Origin of the sequence: Alteromonas sp. S005 (assembly GCF_036864475.1) — a bacterium.
Taxonomy (GTDB): domain Bacteria; phylum Pseudomonadota; class Gammaproteobacteria; order Enterobacterales; family Alteromonadaceae; genus Alteromonas.
The window spans coordinates 135,254-153,723 of the sequence record NZ_JAZETN010000005.1; the positions used below are offsets into that span (position 1 = coordinate 135,254).

The 18,470-nt window shown below is 45.2% G+C and carries 14 protein-coding genes and 1 riboswitch; of the genes, 7 read left to right on the top strand and 7 right to left on the bottom strand.

All coding sequences use genetic code 11. The features are described from left to right. Positions 1–18 precede the first annotated feature (18 nt). The 3 genes from V7R55_RS08600 to V7R55_RS08610 form a co-directional block, all read right to left on the bottom strand. Positions 19–423 carry a phosphate ABC transporter substrate-binding protein gene (locus V7R55_RS08600; RefSeq protein ID WP_334059104.1) on the bottom strand — a complete coding sequence of 135 codons (405 nt, stop codon included), beginning with the start codon at positions 421–423 and terminating at the stop codon, positions 19–21. A 498-nt stretch (positions 424–921) separates the two neighbouring features. Next, the gene (locus tag V7R55_RS08605; RefSeq protein ID WP_334059106.1) at positions 922–4,029 is read right to left on the bottom strand and encodes an efflux RND transporter permease subunit; all 3,108 of its coding nucleotides are present in this window, start codon (positions 4,027–4,029) and stop codon (positions 922–924) included. 13 nt (positions 4,030–4,042) lie between these two features. Then, positions 4,043–5,092 carry an efflux RND transporter periplasmic adaptor subunit gene (locus V7R55_RS08610; RefSeq protein WP_334059108.1) on the bottom strand — a complete coding sequence of 350 codons (1,050 nt, stop codon included), beginning with the start codon at positions 5,090–5,092 and terminating at the stop codon, positions 4,043–4,045. Between the two features lie 238 nt (positions 5,093–5,330). Here V7R55_RS08610 and V7R55_RS08615 point away from each other — a divergent pair, with 238 nt between their 5' ends. From V7R55_RS08615 to V7R55_RS08625, 3 genes are all read left to right on the top strand, one after another. Next, positions 5,331–5,876: an NUDIX hydrolase gene (locus V7R55_RS08615; RefSeq protein ID WP_334059109.1), complete on the top strand. Its 546-nt coding sequence runs from the start codon at positions 5,331–5,333 to the stop codon at positions 5,874–5,876. A gap of 65 nt (positions 5,877–5,941) precedes the next feature. After that, positions 5,942–6,709 (top strand): class II aldolase/adducin family protein, encoded by a 768-nt coding sequence (locus V7R55_RS08620; RefSeq protein WP_334059112.1) that lies wholly within the window; start codon positions 5,942–5,944, stop codon positions 6,707–6,709. Between the two features lie 45 nt (positions 6,710–6,754). After that, positions 6,755–7,939: a mandelate racemase/muconate lactonizing enzyme family protein gene (locus V7R55_RS08625; protein ID WP_179982367.1), complete on the top strand. Its 1,185-nt coding sequence runs from the start codon at positions 6,755–6,757 to the stop codon at positions 7,937–7,939. An 81-nt stretch (positions 7,940–8,020) separates the two neighbouring features. On the opposite strand, the gene V7R55_RS08630 is transcribed toward V7R55_RS08625, so the two are convergent. Next, on the bottom strand, positions 8,021–8,896 hold the full coding sequence (locus tag V7R55_RS08630; protein ID WP_334059115.1) for an amidohydrolase family protein: 876 nt from the start codon (positions 8,894–8,896) through the stop codon (positions 8,021–8,023). A 123-nt stretch (positions 8,897–9,019) separates the two neighbouring features. Next, the gene (locus V7R55_RS08635; RefSeq protein ID WP_334059117.1) at positions 9,020–9,811 is read right to left on the bottom strand and encodes an SDR family NAD(P)-dependent oxidoreductase; all 792 of its coding nucleotides are present in this window, start codon (positions 9,809–9,811) and stop codon (positions 9,020–9,022) included. Positions 9,812–10,056: 245 nt separating this feature from the next. On the opposite strand from V7R55_RS08635, the gene V7R55_RS08640 reads away from it, so the two are divergent. Next, positions 10,057–11,817, top strand: coding sequence for an acyl-CoA dehydrogenase family protein (locus V7R55_RS08640; RefSeq protein ID WP_334059119.1), 1,761 nt, complete (start codon positions 10,057–10,059; stop codon positions 11,815–11,817). A gap of 94 nt (positions 11,818–11,911) precedes the next feature. On the opposite strand, the gene V7R55_RS08645 is transcribed toward V7R55_RS08640, so the two are convergent. Both V7R55_RS08645 and V7R55_RS08650 read right to left on the bottom strand, forming a co-directional pair. Next, positions 11,912–12,457, bottom strand: coding sequence for a DUF3016 domain-containing protein (locus V7R55_RS08645; RefSeq protein ID WP_334059120.1), 546 nt, complete (start codon positions 12,455–12,457; stop codon positions 11,912–11,914). A 117-nt stretch (positions 12,458–12,574) separates the two neighbouring features. After that, positions 12,575–12,940 (bottom strand): hypothetical protein, encoded by a 366-nt coding sequence (locus V7R55_RS08650; RefSeq protein ID WP_334059121.1) that lies wholly within the window; start codon positions 12,938–12,940, stop codon positions 12,575–12,577. Between the two features lie 453 nt (positions 12,941–13,393). Between V7R55_RS08650 and ccoG the strand changes: the two genes are divergently transcribed. From ccoG to V7R55_RS08665, 3 genes are all read left to right on the top strand, one after another. Further along, the gene (ccoG, locus tag V7R55_RS08655; RefSeq protein ID WP_334059122.1) at positions 13,394–14,824 is read left to right on the top strand and encodes a cytochrome c oxidase accessory protein CcoG; all 1,431 of its coding nucleotides are present in this window, start codon (positions 13,394–13,396) and stop codon (positions 14,822–14,824) included. Next, positions 14,821–15,804, top strand: a complete 984-nt coding sequence (locus V7R55_RS08660) for a serine/threonine protein kinase (protein ID WP_334059123.1) — start codon at positions 14,821–14,823, stop codon at positions 15,802–15,804. Before ccoG ends, V7R55_RS08660 begins: the two co-directional genes overlap by 4 nt. A gap of 104 nt (positions 15,805–15,908) precedes the next feature. Further along, a riboswitch (cobalamin riboswitch) is annotated at positions 15,909–16,172 on the top strand. A 91-nt stretch (positions 16,173–16,263) separates the two neighbouring features. Next, complete coding sequence (locus V7R55_RS08665; protein ID WP_334059124.1) at positions 16,264–18,186, top strand: TonB-dependent receptor plug domain-containing protein; 1,923 nt, start codon at positions 16,264–16,266, stop codon at positions 18,184–18,186. Positions 18,187–18,470: the final 284 nt, after the last annotated feature.

The following is an 18,470-nucleotide window of genomic DNA, read 5'->3' on the forward strand; positions in this document are numbered from 1 at the left end:
TTTTATATTAACGGTAAGTTAGAAAGTAGCGACTACGCGTACGCTATCGTTCACAGCACCAGCATCGACATATCCGATGGCGCCTGGGTTGCTTGCAACCGCAGAAATAACGTCTGCGTCACTGTCTAAGGCCTTTGGAGGTTGACCTTTACCGGTAAAAACAAGTTTTGACCAAAACGCTGTAAGTTGTGCTGCAGTTTTGTTTAATACTTTGCCGTTAAATTCGTCGGTGGCAGATTGGCCTTCAGATAGCGCGATAGGCTCTGCTTTTGTACCGCCTGGAAATGCTTTTGCTTTGTTTAAGAAAAGTCGGCTTATACTATCTTTATCTAGTGAGTCGCCATTGCTAGGATGCACGATGACTGCTACATCAGCAATCGCAACATTGCAGCACAGTCCGGCTGCAAGTATCCATTTTTTCATCATATGTCCTCTGAAGTCTGTGTGAGTGCTAGCCCATCGCTCTTCACTTTCTTTGAAAACGTCAAAAACGACATTTGCGTGTTTGAGCGATATGAAGCAAACAGGTGCTTGTGTGTCCGAACATTTACAACGGTGTAAGTATTGGTCACAAATCCAATATTCGCCACTTTGAGCTTTAAATATTTATCTTATATAAATTAATAGCTTATATAAACGCCTGGGGAATGCGCGCAGTGTAGTGAAAGTAGAAAGTTAAACAACTATACGTTTGTCTAATACATACTTTTAGCACTTATAAATGCTGATAAGAAAACTAAATGCAATGCAGAAAGGCCGAACTAACCTCGAAAGATCATAAACTTAAAAAAGGTAGGCTCTGCAACAGAAGTGATGAAAACTCATATTAGAGTATGAAATAAAATACCCGACATTTTTAAACGCGCACCAACTTTCGTCAGTGCGAGTTCAAAAGACAATCAATCGTCAATAAACGAATTGCTACGACTCACCTTTTTTATAAGGGATCGTGTTTTCTAACGCTTCTATTTCATTGGTTCGCTGCATTGGAGAGCCGGTATTCCTTGCAAGCCAGCTATAGGCTGTGGGAACAACATAGAGGGTCATAAATGCTGAAACAAGTACACCAGAGAAGATTACCATACCAATTACCATCCGGCTTTCAGCGCCAGGTCCTGATGCAAGCACCAAAGGTAAAGAGCTAAACACGGTGGTAAACCCCGTCATTACGATAGGCCGCAAACGCTGTGCGGCAGCACGTTTAAGTGCTAGTTCAAACTCCATACCTGCATCGCGAAGTTGATTAGCGAACTCTACTATCAATATACCATTTTTTGCGGCAAGCCCAATAAGCATAACCAAACCAATCTGACTGTAGATATTAATTGTCATATCGCTAAAAAATAGCCCAATATATGCCCCAACGAGGGCTAAAGGCACGGTGAGCATGATTACTAAAGGATGCACCCAACTTTCGAACTGCGCAGCCAATATTAAGTAAGTCACCGCAAGCGCCAGCATGAACACATAAACAAACGAGTTGCCCGCTTCTTGGTAAAGTTGTGACTCCCCTTTGTAATCAATAGAAACATTATCAGGCAATTCAGTGGCCACAATATTCTCTAAGTAGGCGAGCGCCTCACCAAGTGTGTAACCATCTGCCAAGTTTGCCGATATAGTTACAGCCCGCATTCTGTTGTAGCGATTTAATCTTGCTGACGTAGCCTGCTCTTCAAAGGTGAGTAAGTTATCCATGGGAATAAGTTCACCGGTACGAGATGACCTCACGTATAAATTTTCAATGCTGTTAGGGCTTCTGAAGTCTTCTTCTATGCCTTCCATGATGACATCGTACTCCTCACCTCTATCAAGGAATGTTGACACCCTACGCTGACCAAGCATGACCTCTAACGTGCCGCCAATATCGCTAATTGATACGCCAAGGTCAGCCGCTCTGTCGCGATTAATATTGACCAATAACTGGGGTGATGTCTCTTTGTAGTCAGAGTCTAGTCGAATTAATCCTGAATTTTGCGCTGCTTTTTGTAAAACGATGTCACGCCACTCTACAAGGTTCTCATAAGTATCACCTTGTAAGACGAACTGTACAGGACGTCCAAGCCCGCCTCCTGATATCCCGCTTCGCATAATCGCAAAAGCGCGAACGTCGGGCACGCTGTTAAGCTTGCCACTGATTTCATCCATGAGTGAGAATGTGCTGAAATCACGCTCATCCCAATCTGCAGAACCTACGATCGCAATTCCCGCATTGCCGCCGAAACCCGGTGTTCTCACCAAAAGACGATTAATTTTACCGCTCTCGCGATAGGGCATTAATATGCTCTCTATTTGCTCTAGATTTCGTGCGTTACTTTCAAAGCTCGCCCCTTCTTGAGCGTTCATTAAGATGAAAAAGTTACCTCTATCTTCTTTAGGAACGAACTCACTAGGAACCTTCTCTGAGAGTTGGACTAACGCAACAACCGCAATAATAAGCATGAGCAGCATAAGGAAAGGTTGGTGTAAGGTTTTACCCAAGGTATTGAAGTAACTGCTTTCAAGCTTTGAAAAACGCTTATCCATCCAGCTTCCGAAGCCTGACGAACGTGGGCGTTTTTTAAGTATCTTTGACGCCATCATTGGCGACAAAGTCAGCGCGGTGAAACTTGAAAATGCGACTGCTGCAGCAATGGCCAACGCAAACTCGGTGAAAAGCCTGCCAATATTACCTTCAAGGAAAACCAAAGGAACGAACACAGAGATAAGTACCAGCGTGGTGGCAATTACGGCAAACCCAACCTCTTTGGCACCGCGATAGGCAGCCAAAATAGGCGGCTCTCCCATCTCAATGCGTCGATAGATGTTCTCAAGTACAACGATAGCGTCATCTACCACCAGGCCAATCGCTAACACCATAGCAAGCAGAGTTAGCAGGTTTATCGAAAAGCCCAGCGCATACATCACGATAAAAGCCGCAATGATAGAAACGGGTACGGTTACCGCAGGAATAAGCGTGGCGCGAATATTACCGAGGAAAACATATATGACGATCACTACCATCAGCATAGCGATCCCCAAGGTCTCATACACCTCGTCAATCGACGCTTCAATGAAAACCGACGAGTCGTAGCTTGGAACAATAAAAATGTTATCTGGAAGGGTCGCTTCTATTCTTTCTATCTGCGCTTTAGCCGCGCGGGCAACCTCGAGAGTATTGGCTTTAGACTGCTTGATAATGCCAAGGCCTATCATATTGACGCCATCACCGCGAAACTCGGTTTCGTCATCTTCAGCGGTTAGCTCAACATTGGCTATTTCACCAAGGCGAACGAGATAGCCGTTATCTCCTACTGCGACGGTAAGCGCCGCAAAATCATCCGGCGTTAGAAAAGTGCGTGCAACCCGTACTTCAAAGTCACGATCAGCACTTTCTACTTCACCAGCAGGCAGCTCGACATTTTCAGCGCGAATAACTTGCTCTACATCACTAACGGTTATGCCCCTAGCCGCCATTGCATTGCGGTCTAAGAACACTTTCATTGCATAGCGTCTTCCGCCACCAATTTGTATTCTAGCCACACCATCGACAATGGATAGCCTGTCAACCAGCACACGTTCTGCGTAGTCAGTCAACTCCATAGTATTAAGGTTGGTGCTTCGTAAGTTGTACCACACCACGGCACTTTCATCTGAGTTCGCTTTAGATACTTCAGGGGGATCGGCTTGGTCGGGCAAATTATTTAACGCACGGCTGACTCGCTCACGCACATCGTTAGCTGCCGCATCAATATCTCTGGAAAGTTTAAACTCGATAGTAATGTCTGAACGACCGTTACGAGACGTGGAAGTCACGTTCTTTATACCTTCAATACCCGATATTCTGTCTTCTAGAAGCTGGGTAATTCGGGTTTCGACTATGTTCGCTGAAGCACCAGTGTAGGTTGTATTAACCGATACAATAGGAGGGTCAATATCGGGATATTCCCGTAAGCTCAACATGGAGAACGCGACAATACCAAAAATAATCAGCAGTAAATTGAGTACGGTGGCAAAAACCGGGCGCTTTACAGAAACGTCTGACAATAGCATAACTGTTTGCTCCCTAGCGGTTTAATACATTAACCGGAGATTGGTCACGTACGCGAAGTGTACCTTCGGTTATAACTTCATCCCCTTCACTTACACCGCTGACAATTTGCACTTGCCCTGGTCGACGCTCCCCAATTTCCACTTCCGTCTGATATGCGACGTTATCTTTCACCACATAAACAAACTGTTTATCTTGCACTGGTACCAACGCCTTCTCTGGCAAAACTAAAGCGCTAAGCACACGCTTTTCTACTACGACAGTCAACAGCATTCCTGGACGCAGACGACTGTCTTGATTATCAATAGTGGCGCGCACGCGAATGGAGCGACTAACAGGGTCTAAGCGCGTATCAATATTAGTGATTTTCCCTGTAAATTCTTCTCCAGGGTAAGCGACTGACGACGCACTTACTGTCTGCCCTTTAGCTACGCTAGCAAGATGGTTTTCAGCGATACTAAAATCAACTTTGATTTGGCTAATATCATCTAATGTGGTGATAGTGTCGCCTGGCTGAATTAATGAACCAACGCTGATTTCTCGGTTGCCTAGCAGCCCGTTAAATGGCGCGCGGACTTGTAAGTCATTGAGTTGAGCTAAAGCGACATCTAATTGGGCTTGTAATGCTTTTACTCGTGCTTGTTGCTCATCAAGAAGCTGTTCAGAAGTAGCATTTGACTGACGCAAATCGGCTATGCGGGTAAACTGACGTTTAGCCTCATCAATGTTAGCTTTTAGCTCTTCCACTCTGGCGCGCTCTTCAGTGTTGTTTAGCTGCACCAAAAGCTCGCCTTCTGCGATTTTATCGCCATCATCGAAATTTATCGCTTTTACCGTATCGGTGACCTGCGCCGTAATATTCACGGACTCGTTAGCAGTAGCCGTACCCAGCGACTCGATAGTGATAGGAAATGCCCGGGATGAAACGACCGCTGTTTTCACTGGCGTGGCTCTCGCACCGGCATTTGTTTTGCTCTCCTCCTGAGGCATATTCAAATACACCACAACACCAGCAAGTAACACTACACCGAGTAATAAGGGCGATAACGATAATCGTGAAGACATAACCTTTCCTATTGGTAAAATAGTATTGCGTTGAGCGTGGACTTTTCTTAAAAACTCAACGAATACTCAAGTACACAAAGTTCGCTTTACATAAGCGCAAACTTTCCCAAACATGTTTTTGTGTACCGCGTTATTATTGTTAGTTGTGTTATTTTTATTTTTGCGTAGAGTCTTTGCGATAATATTGATTGCTATTATAGCAATCGCAAACACCCGCTAGAGTATTTTACCCAAATCAATGGTCATCTTATTTCGCTTATCAGCTATATTCGCCGTTTTAACGCTTTTCGCATGCTCTCAGTCAACGCCTAGTTCACCAATATGCCGTGTTTCAGATGCACTCTTATCTAGGAATGTTCACGCAGAGATAAACGCTCAGGCCGCCCCCGTTGGCGCGGCCTGTTTAATAAAAACTGAAGGAAAAGTATTGCTGGTCAAGCATCGCCTTTCTGGCAAGTTGGACTTCCCTGGCGGAGGACTATCTGACAATGAATCTCTTGCGTGTACAGCCCACCGGGAAACATGGGAAGAAACAGGGTTTAACGTTGAGGTAAGTGAATATTTATCGACAACATCAAATGGCTTAGTCATCTTCGGTTGTAATCTAGATGCTGGAATTGAAAAGCTTCCGAACACTTTCGATGCCCCGCCGTGGTCAAAAATAGAAGTTGTCGAACTTGTAAAAGTAGACCCATTTATGCTCGACCATGATGCGATGCGTTATGCCGATGATCTTATTCCCTTGCGCGATGGCTACACCCAATTCGTTATAAAGCAGCACTGACAAAGCATTGTCCATTGTGTCGGGGATTGGTAAATTGTCCCAACTGAATAAACAGGAGAAGTGGCTTGTTTTCACTGCCAACATTAAGCCTAAAAGGCAAAGTATCTGAACAAGAATGGCAAACTCGTGTCGATTTGGCGGCGTGCTATAGGTTAGTAGCAGATATGCGATGGGGCGATCTTATTTATACCCACATTTCCGCCAAGGTACCGGGCACAGACCATTATCTTGTTAATGCCTTTGGGCTTACCTTCGATGAAGTTACGGCTTCTAACTTGGTAAAAGTCGACTTAGACGGCAATATACTAGACGACACACCTTATGGGATTAACCCTGCCGGATTTACTATTCACAGTGCAATTCACGAAGTGCGTCACGATGCCCAGTGCGTTATCCACCTCCATACATTAGCTACCATCTCGGTGGCTTCGGTGAAAGGCGGATTGAAGCCGTGGAGCCAGTATTCAATGTTTTCGCTTCCTTCGCTTTCTTATCACAGCTATGAAGGCTTAGCGGTAGACGATAGCGAGAAGAAACGCCTGCAGGAGGATCTTGGCGATACTAATCACATGCTTTTGCCTAACCATGGCGGTCTAACCCTTGGTCCGACTGTTGGCGACGCCTTTATGCGCTTTTACGATTTACAGCGTGCGTGCGAAATTCAGCTTGCGTTGATGCAATCTAACGAAGAAGTTATCGAAATACCGCAAAATATTATTGATGGTATTTACGCCCAGGCAAATGTTGTTCACAGCGGCGAAACTGGCGGTCAAAAAGCATGGCCAGCCATGTTGCGCAAAGCCTATAAGTTAGACCCAAGTTTTTGCGAATAATTTAGCCAAACGCCAACTCATTTCAAACAGGAATTGCTTAAAAATATGAAAGTCACCAAAGTAGAAATTTTTGATATCGAATGCCCTAAACGCCCACAGTGGAACCCTGTTTTTGTGCGCGTTTATACTGATGAAGGCATTACTGGCGTAGGTGAAGCGGGACTTGCTTATGACTGGGGCCACAGCGCCGCTGCGCATATGATTAAGGAAATAGCCGAAGCCATGCTAATTGGCTTTAATCCCTTTCACACTGAGCTGCTTTGGTCGAGAATGCTGCGCGAGGGCTTTTGGGGACTAGGCGGCGGCCCGGTGATTTATGCCGCGATGAGCGCCATTGATACCGCGCTTTGGGATATAAAAGGCAAAGCACTGGGTTTACCTGTTTATGAACTCCTTGGTGGTAAAACGAATGGCAAACTTCGCAGCTACGCCAGCCAGCTACAGTTTGACTGGGATAAAGAAGTCACCAAACTAAACGACCCAGCAGATTATGCTCGCGCCACTGAAAAAGCGCTGAAAGACGGTTACGACGCCGTAAAAGTTGATCCAATCGTTTACGATAAAGATGGTAACACCCACTTTGACAGAACCAAGCTGTTTACTAAGCCCGAGCTTAAACTTTTCAAAGCTCGCCTTCAGGCGATTAGAGACACCATGGGCGAAGATGGCGACATTATCTTTGAGTGTCACAGTTTATTGGGTGCTTCAACGGCCATACAGCTGGGCGACATTGTTGAAGAGATTGGCTGCTTGTATTATGAAGAGCCAGTTAATTACCTTAACTCTAAGCTTCACGACAAAGTGGCAAAGAACGTTAACGTGCCTATAGCGGGCGGTGAACGCTTGTATCACCGCTGGGACGTACGCCCGTACCTTGAAGACCAATCTCTTGATGTACTTCAACCTGACGTTGGCCTTTGCGGTGGTTTCACTGAAGCGAAGAAAGTATGTGACTATGCCGACATCTACGACGTGCGCATTCAGGCTCACGTTTGCGGCGGCCCAGTAGCTACGGCGGCAAGTTTGCATTTAGAAACGGCTATTCCAAACTTTTTAATTCACGAGCATCACACCTATGCCATCAAAGATTGGAACCGTGAGCTTTGTATTCAAGACCCTCAGCCAGTTAACGGCTTTATAGAAGCGCCTGACACACCAGGAATTGGTATCGACTTAAACGATGAGGTTGTTTATCGCTCGCCACACATGACGGTAACGGAACTTAAATAACAAAGTTACATTCCGGCGCTCCTGCAAACTAGTAAGTTAACGGCGCCGGAATAAGCTATGGGGCTTGTTACAGGCTAGCGCTTAAGCAAAGCCATACCACTGCTTAGCGTTTATAGACAACAGCGCCGCTTTTTGAGCTTCAGAAAGCGGCGTTATCATATTTGAGAACCCATGCCAAAGCGCAGCGTAAGGCATTCGCCACTGGCACAGCGGGAAGTTGCTCGCAAACATGATTTGACTTGCCCCAACTGTGCTGAATAAGGTTTCAAAAATATAGTAAGCCCGCTGCCAGTTCCAAATGCGGTCTTGCATTTCTAATCCCGAAAACTTAAACGCAACCTGCTCGGTTTCACTCAAGACCCGAATGTTTTGTCGCCATGTTTTAAACGCCAAGCTCTTTGTATCAAATGGTGCAATAGCGGCGTGATTAATTGCTACTTTCAAAGCTGGAGTTTGTTCTAATACGTTAAGTAATCCAATTACAGCTTTACTATCCACAAGATTGAACTGCGCCTCAAAAGACAAGCCTTTAGAAGCCATGTGACCAAGCGCCCACTTCACTTTAGGTGCGCGCAGAAGCGTTTCAGCCTCGTCGTCTAAAATGTGACGTAGCCCACGCACAGAGGGATAAAGCGCTAGCTTTTCAATATGACTGCCGACGCTATTTCCAGTCAAATCGATACACCCAACCGAGCGAAATGGCAGCGCACAATGATGCTCTAAAAAGGCAATTTCTCGCCACGGTCTATTGTTATCGTAGCCTGCTTCAATATGCACAAACCCACAAAGCTGCCCTTGAGAAGCACGATGGAGCATCGCCTCTGTGGTATTTTTGGCAATATTTCTCTTATCAGCCCAAAAAGGCGCATTAATGGGTTTTAACCAATCGTATTGACCTTCATCTAAAGCAAAAAGATGAATATGAGGGTCTACCCACGTTTGTGAATGCTGAACCATGATTTAATGCTTGAACCCTGAGTTTGTGCAATGCGTGTAGCGTTTTTTACATCGCTTATTTGCTGTACGCTATTTCGCTCTCACTATTGAGCAGCGCTTTCTGTGCCTCTTATTGAGCCACTTCTATTGAGCCGTGTAGCCCCCATCCACAGCATACAAACTACCCGTAATGAAAGACGCCTTATCACTACACAAAAAATAAGTCAGTTCCGCTACATCTTCTGGCTGACCTAACCGCCCAATGGGCTGAGCGGCAGCTTCTTCGGCTACCACTTCCTTTTTATTTACACCTGAGCGAGCCACGTAATTGTCAATCGCGTTATGAAACAAGGGTGTTTCAATGGTGCCTGGGCAAACCGCGTTTACGCGAATGGTGTATGGGGCATAATCAAGTGCCGTGGTTTTTGCGATAGACGCCAGTGCACCTTTACTTAAGCCGTAAGCAAAGGAGTTTCGCTTTCCTACGAAAGACTGATCAGAACCCATCACGACGATGGCTCCACTTCGCTGCTCTTTCATGGTCGGCAGACAAGATTTAATTGCGCCATAGGCGCCTTTAACATTCAGGTTTAGTACCTTATCGAGCAGAGCTTCGTCAGTATCTTCAATCGTTGCAGAAACGTGGATACCCGCATTACACACTAAAGCGTCTATGCGTTGATAAGCCGCTATTACTTCATCAACTGCAGATTCAATGTTGCTTACAACACTTACATCACAAGGCTTCCAAGTGGCGTTAGGCACAGCTTGCTCAAAATCTCTGATATCTAAGTTAACCACTTGATAGCCGTTTTCGCTAAACAACTTACATATTGCAAAACCAATACCTAAGCTTCCGCCTGTGACAACGCAAACTGGGCGCTTTTCGCTATTATTAGGTTGTTTAGGGTTGTTATTAGCGCTATCTGAATTCATATAGATTTGTACCGTGTCAAAAAGGTGCGTAAATAAATGGGATAATTTAGCCTAAGCATGCCAGTGAGAGTATTAAATGCAAGGGTTGCCACCTAGATACCTCTTCCACACGCTAACAAGCAGCTATTTTCCACGTCTCATCACGCAAATTTATTATTAACTTTCCTTTAACGGGCTATTCTGACTAGGCTTTTTGTGACTATAATAAGCAAAATTAAAACACTTGTTTGAAAAAGGAGTCATCCATGCCTCTGTACCACGCCCCTACAACTGATTTTCAGTTTTTATTAAAAGACTGGCTTGGACTCGATGCTCACTACGAAAAGCTCGGTATCAGCGACTTCGATAGCGACTTGGCCAATGAAATTATCGCGCAGGGCGCAAAGTTTGCACTAGATGTAGTTGCCCCACTCAATCGTGAAGGTGATGAAGAAGGCTGTAAGCTTGAAGACGGAAAAATTACCACGCCTAAAGGCTTTGCAGACGCTTACCAAGAATACGTTGCGAACGGCTGGAACGCCATGTTGGGCACCGCCGAATATGATGGTCAAGACCTACCCTATACGATGGCCGTGCCAGTTCACGAGATGTTAAACGCAGCGAACCTTAGCTGGCGCTTAACCACTATGCTTACAGAAAGCGCAACACTTGCGGTGACTAAGCACGCAAGCAAAGAACTAAAAGATACTTACCTTGCCAAGCTAATCAGCGGCGAGTGGACAGGTACCATGAACCTGACCGAGCCTCACGCAGGAACAGACTTAAGCTTGCTAAGCACTAAAGCAGAGCCACAAGGCGACGGCAGCTATAAGGTAACAGGAAACAAGATCTTTATTACCGCGGGTGATCACGACTGGAGCTCGAACGTTGTTCATCTTGTGCTTGCTCGACTGCCTGACGCTCCCAAAGGCGTTAAGGGCATCAGCTTGTTCTTAGTACCTAAGTTCCTTCCAGATGCTAGCAATGAGCCTGGTGAAGCAAATAGCCTTTCAGTAGGAAGCATTGAGCACAAAATGGGGATCAAGGCGAGCCCGACTTGCGTGATGAATTTCGACGGCGCAACAGGTTACCTTGTTGGTGAAGAAAACCAAGGCTTAGCATGCATGTTCACTATGATGAACGACGCACGTTTTCAGGTAGGCCTTCAGGGTTTAGGAGCAGCCGAAGCCTCATACCAAGGCGCACTGACCTACGCTCGCGAACGCGTTCAGTCTAGGGCACCTCAGGGTATCCAAAACCCGGAAGGCAAAGCTGACCCAATCGTATTTCAACCTGATGTAGCACGTATGTTGCTTACTCAGAAATCATTGATTGAAGGCTGTCGTGCGCTTTCACTTTTCTACGCTAAGTTTATGGACGTAGAGATACTTGGTGAAGGCCAAGAAAAAGAAGATGCCGACAAAATACTTCAGTTCTTGACGCCTATCTGTAAAGCCTTTATGACCGATATGGGCCTTGAAACCACCAGCTTGGGCGTACAGGTTTTCGGTGGTCACGGCTTTATTCGTGAATGGGGCATGGAGCAACTCATGCGCGATGTGCGCATTGCAATGCTGTACGAAGGAACAAACGGAATACAGGCGCTAGACCTCATCGGTCGTAAGCTTACCCGCGATGGCGGACAAATGATGGAAGCTACTTATAATGCGTTTAATGCATTGGTTAGCGACATTCAAGATAGTGAAGCGAAAGGTCTAGCACAAGGTATTCTGGATGACTGGCGAGCTTCATCTGCCGATTGCTTAGGTATGGACGCGACAACCGCTGCGGCCGCTGCATGCGACTACCTCGCTTACAGTGCCTACTCACTTATTGGTGTACTTTGGTACAGCATGGCCGACAAAGCGCAGGCTTCGGGCAATGCGGTACTTGCCGCCTCTAAGATGAAGACGCGTGACTTCTATATGGAACGTATTTTAGTACGCCGCGATGCACATAAAGCAGCTTACAAGGCAGGCCCTGAAAGCACACTCGCCATATCAGGCAATGAGTTCGATTACCTATAAGCAACATATGCTTGCTTAGTCCAACAAAGTTGGGCTAAGAGCACAAAAAAGGTCACTATACGTGACCTTTTTTATTACTTTTTTAAAAAATATATCAATCGTTTGCCGCGACTTGCGTGGAAAACGTATCAGCAAACCAGTCGTTAAGCATGGCTTTCTCGTACGATAAAGACTCTGTGCGGTTGCGACGAATATTTGATTCCATGAAGTCCATGTCTTTCAGTTTCACATCATCAGCGCTCAAAATGACCTGCCCATCAGCATCGGACAATGAGTAACTGAATGTCATTCTGGGGATATCAACCCGCTTAATGATACGCACATCACTGCCTGCTCCGTTGCCAAAACCTACAAACTGACTTGGCCAAACCTGTCCTGCCAAATCTACATTTGTTACTGTCATGGATAAGACCTGAGATTCGGGTAAGTCGCTCGCCAATTCTGTAATATGCTCTTCTAGCTCTTTCAACGTTCGCTCACGAAAACGTTTACGAGATTCATTGGTAGGTCTAACGTCGCTATAAGACTTTGGCTCCTCCCACGTTATCTCTACCTCAGCGGCTTGGGATGGCGCAAGAACCGCAAGAAGCCCTACTGTTGCGGCGCAACTTAAACAAGAAAAAGTACGTAATTTATTCACTTTCATGCTCCTAAATTCAGTCGCTTAACCTAAAGTTAGCAGGCTTTAAGAAGATCTTTAATTAAAGAAACATTAGAAAAGCTTTTAATTCAGCTCTTTCTCAAATAAAAACTAACATCACTTTGAAACTTGCATAACTGACGACTGTTTAACGATTAGGCACAGTTTTGTGCGTTTAGTTCCCGTGAAGTTAGGGTTTATGTCGTCGTTTTCACAATAAGTGTGATGAAAGCGTTTTACGCTCGCGGCATCGGAAGTAATTTGTTTTATATAGTTTTGCTGGTAAGGCTTTAAAGGGCTTAACTCGATGTTTAATTTGTCTTGTAGACTACCCAACTCTTTTCGCTCTGGTAGTGTGGCTATAGTCACCAGCCATTCAGACACTGAGTGTTGGATATCTTCAAAGAGATACTGAACAAATGGAGAACGCAGTACGATTACTAAAACAATAATCTCCGCAGCGATAATAAAGAACCTTAACATGACTTCTCAGCTAACTTTGATAGACGTTTATAACAAATAGCGCCAACTTGGAGCATACATCAAATACAACATGCTCAATAAATGCTTTGCTAATTCATTTTACAACAACGTCCACTGTACATGGTTTGGGCGCCAATTGACCACATTAATGTATTTAAGATTAGTGTGGCTTCTACCCCTCTGTAAACATATCAGTTGATACTAAGGTATGTCTTATTATTTTCTTACAGGCCACATTCAATACTCACTATTCACGGCACTGTATTTAAAAATTTACAAAATGACATAATGTCGCTAAGGATAGGACCAATCACGTTATTTTCTGAACTTTCAGTATTGACTGAAAGTTTAAAAAGGTAGACCATACGCCGCATTATTGATCTATATTAAATATGACGTGTTGAACGCAGTTATACTGCACAGGCAGTTTGTTACGTCACATAAGGTTAAGCTATGAATGAACAAATACCGGTCAAAAACGTTACACCGGTAAAAGTACATAAGCCCAAAGGAGCCACAGAGGGTAAACGACACGATTCCCGTAGCCGTATTTATGTGCGCGCTGTGCAGGGCCCTCTGGAAACGTTTAGGCGTTTCTTTGGTCTTTTCTTTTTAGCTCTTTTTGCCATTATTCCGTGGATTCAGTACAACGGCCATCAGGCAGTACTACTTGATATTGGCGAACAGCGTTTTACTATTTTCTCGCTTACTTTGTGGCCTCAAGACCTTACTTTACTGGCTTATATATTCATTGTTTCCGCTTTTGCGTTGTTCTTTGTCACCACCTTTGCCGGTAGAGTGTGGTGTGGCTTTATGTGTCCACAAACGACATGGGTATACATATACACTTGGTTTGAAGAAAAGTTCGAAGGCCCACGAAATAAGCGTATAGCCCTTGATGAGCGTAAGATGGATACAGACAAATTCTTGCGTAAATCAGCCAAGCATACCGCTTGGGTACTAGTAGCACTATTAACTGCATTAACCTTTGTTGGCTACTTCACCCCTATTGACGCTCTGTTTGTTGACTTCGTCACATTTGAGACCAGCTTCTGGGCGGGTTTCTCAGTTATCTTTTTTGCAGTTTGTACCTACGGAAATGCAGGCTATATGCGTGAAATTATGTGCACGCACATTTGTCCTTATGCACGATTTCAATCTGCCATGTTCGACAAAGATACCTTTACCGTATCCTACGATGCAAAACGGGGCGAACAACGCGGTCCACGCCCTCGAAAACTTAGTCACGAGCAGGTGCAGGAAAAAGGCTTAGGTGACTGCATCGACTGTAATTTATGTGTTCAAGTCTGCCCAACTGGAATTGATATTCGCAACGGCCTTCAATACGAATGCATCAACTGCGGTGCCTGTGTTGATGCTTGTAACGGCGTTATGGATAAAATGGGTTACCCCAAAGGCTTGATAAGCTTCACTTCAGAGGAAGAGCTTGCTGGTGGCAAGACCCACATTTTTCGTCCTAAGCTGATTGGTTACTTTGTCGTCCTTTTGGTTATGACGGGCTTGTTGTTTGCCAATATTTGGATGCGCAGTCCAACCGAAGTGGACATCATCCGCGACAGAAACTCACTGTACCGCGAGACGAATGAAGGGCTTATCGAGAACGTATATACCATAAAAGTACTCAATAAAACCCAGCAAGAGCAAACGTATACCATTGCTGTAAAAGGTCTTCCTGACTACGAATATATAGGTGAGCAAGAAGTGACAGTTAAAGGTGGTGCGGTTTACAGTACGCCGATTTCTGTTGCAACGGACGCTTATAATCTGGAAGATACGGTTACCGATATTTTTATCAGTGTAACCACCACTATTGATGGGGAGACGGTTACTGTTGATGAACCAACCAAATTCCTTTATCGATGACAGATTTTTCTTTTTCTGGGCTTAGCCCAGACACCATACTAGATGCCCTGGAAAGTCAGGGCATTTTTCTTCAAAGCGGTCTACTTGCGCTCAACAGCTATGAAAACCGCGTTTATCAATTTTTGGCTGAAGACGGCCAGCGCTATGTGGCAAAATTCTATCGCCCAGGTCGATGGACAGATGCGCAAATTCTTGAAGAGCACGAGTTTGCCGCAGAGCTTATGGACAACGAAATCCCATTGGCCGCCCCTATAGCTTTAAACGGTAACACGCTGCATCATCATACGGTGGCTGAAACGGACTATCGATTTGCGCTATTCCCTTCCGTTGGCGGTAGACAATTTGAAAATGATAACCTTGATCAGCTTGAATGGATGGGGCGTTTCATTGGTCGTATTCATCGCGTCGCTTCAGCTAAAGGATTTACTCATCGCCCTTCCATTGAGATTGAAAGTTATCTTAAAGAGCCCAAACAGGTACTTGAGCAGAGTACTCTGTTACCCGAGCATCTAAAAACGGCCTTTTTTGCCATACTCAATCCCGTGATTGACACGACCCTTAACGCCTACAACCCCACATCGAATATTCGTTTACACGGTGACTGTCACCCCGGCAATATTTTGTGGCGCGACGGACCGACCTTCGTTGATCTGGATGACTGCCGTATGGGGCCAGCTATTCAAGATTTGTGGATGATGTTAAGTGGCGATCGCCAACAGCAGCTTTTGCAGCTAGATACCCTAGTAGAGGCCTACGAAGAATTTCACGAATTCGATACGGCTCAGTTAGCGCTCATCGAACCGCTTAGAGCAATGCGCATGGTGCATTACATGGCGTGGCTTTCTCGTCGGTGGGAAGACCCTGCGTTTCCTCGTGCGTTCCCTTGGTTTGCTGAAGACAAATATTGGGAAGGCCAAATACTTGCCCTTAAAGAACAGCTATCTGCACTCCAAGAGCCCCCGTTGAAACTAGGTTACTGATTCAACTTTTACATCACTTATCAAAGCGCTTTTTCGATATTTTTATACAAATCGAAAAAGCGTAACTTATAAGAAACCGTATTCGCTATCACTTTTTAAGTTATATATAATTGCGCTGTGTAGGTGCTTTTGTCGCGCTCCATAACTACTACTGTGACAATAGTTAAACGGGAAATCAGTGAAAAGCTGATGCTGCCCCCGCAACGGTAAACTCAACGCATTGTCGTTTTCTTTTCATTCGCCACTGTCTTTTATACGTCAACGCGCTTCAGCGCAATTAGACGCCACTAGATGGGAAGGCAAAAGAGCCATTACCTTATCGGTATTGGCGAGTAAGCCCGGATACCGGCCTGTACTTCATGGTGTCGTTTTTTGCTCCTATTCAAAAGAATAAGTAACAACGTGCACTTTCACTCATCATGTGCTCGGGTGGAGCGCATCAAAGATAATATAAAAACCATGCGTACACATTTTACTAAAGCAGCCCTTAGCGCTGCAGTTATTTCGTGCTTAAGCACACCTGCATTCGCGCAAACTTCTAACCAAGATATTGAAACGCTAACCGTCACCGGCACCCGTTTACCTATTTCGCTAACTAAACTGCCTGGCTCAGTATCGGTGCTGACTGAAAGCGACATTAAAGCATCGGGCGCACTTCAACTTACCGACCTTATTCGCGGCTTACCTGGCGTCAGCTTGTCCCAGTCAGGCAGCCCCGGTGGTTTAACCGAGCTTCGCGTGCGCGGCGGTGAAACCAACCATCTGCTTGTTTTAATTGATGGCGTTGTTGCCAATGATGTAGGCCAAGGAAGTCTTGTTGACCTTGCTCACTTAACTAGCGCCAACGTAGTGCGTATTGAGCTACTTCGCGGCCCGCAAAGTGCAAGGTGGGGAAGCGGTGCAATTGGTGGCGTACTAAGCATTACGACAAAATCAGGCCAGTTTGCCGACAATATATCCCACGTAGATTTTTCCGCAGGCGTTGGTACACAAGGTACGTTGCAGGGCAGTATGAACGCGCGCTCGCAAAGTGATAACGTAGGAATTTCTGCATACGCCAGCTACATACGTACTGACGGTGACAACGTATCTCGTGTAGGTAGCGAAGATGATGGCTACGACAACATGACGGCAGGCATTAATCTTAATTATGCAGTAACGTCTGAGCATACGTTAATTGCTAACCTTCGCACAGTTCATTACGAAAACGACTACGACGGCACTGACTTTGTGACAACCGGCCTTCCCGCTGATACAGACAACGTAACAGATGGCACGCAAATTAATGCAAAATTAAAATGGGAATTTGCCCCTGAAAACACAGGCTATCGCTCAGCGCTGAGTGCACACTATCGCAAAGACGAGAACGACAACACTGAGTCAGGCGCGGACACAGGCGGCACTACCGGTGAGCGCATAGAGCTAAACTGGACAGGATTCTATACCGTCGACAATTGGGATTTTGCAGGCGGTGTTGAATATTTGCAGCGTCTTTTTACCCAGCGCGGCCCTATTGTATTTGGCGATCCTAATCAAAAACAACACGACAACACTTACAGCGTATTTGCAGAAGCAAACAGTCAGTTAACCGAGTCGCTAACCGCAACATTAAGCGCAAGGTTCGACAATAATAGTGAGTTCGACAATGCCGTAAGCTATCGCGGCGGTCTCACATGGCAACTTAACGACCACTACGCTGTTTTCACAAGCTATGGTAAAGCCGTTAAAACACCTACCTTCACCGAACGCTTTGGTTATTTCCCAGCAAGCTTTATTGGAAACTCCAACCTAGATCCTGAAACCAGTGAAGAATGGGAAGTGGGTATTAAAGCTAATTGGAAATCATTATCTGGTCAAATCAGCGCTTACACTGCTGATCTTGAAGACGAAATAAATGGTTTCGTTTTCGTATCCGATTTAGGTGCGTTCAGTGCAGATAACATTGATGGTGAAAGTTCTCGGGAAGGCATCGATGTAGAGCTAAACTGGGACAGTGGCTATGGCGATTTAAGGGCAGCGTACAGCTATTTAGATTCGGAACAAACCGACAGTGGCATAACAACCAATGAGTTACGTCGTGCCCGTCATCAAGGTTCACTTACTTATACCACTGACTTTGGAACAGATAAGTTCAGTTTCTATACCAAGCTTGCTTATACTGGAAGCCGTTTCGACACCTTCTTCCCTCCATTCCCTGAGCCTTCGCAAACGTTGGCACTTTCAGCTTATACTCTTGCTACGGTGAACCTGAACTATCAAATTGATACGCAGTGGCAAGTTTCTTTTAGAGTAGATAATGCATTTGATACCGACTACGAAGACATTGTGGGCTATGCTGGACAGGAACGTCGCGCACTGTTAGCAGTTAATTACATTATGTAGTTAATTTAGGCTTAGGCTAGTAATCTATTCGGCTATACCTTGGTGTAGCCGCTTTTCGTTCAATAATTTTTCGTCTATTTAATTATTGAAGGTGTTGCTTTTAATCATTATCCCCCGTCTTTACCGCTGACTTAGGCTTCCGCACACTCTTTCTCCCTCATACTTTAGCTGTATCTGTTAATGCCATTCATACTCGATTCATAGTGAGAGGTTTATTTTGCTACAACCGCTTATCCCATCGCACGCATTGTTAATCGCTTACTAAGACTTTGTTGGGAATCTGG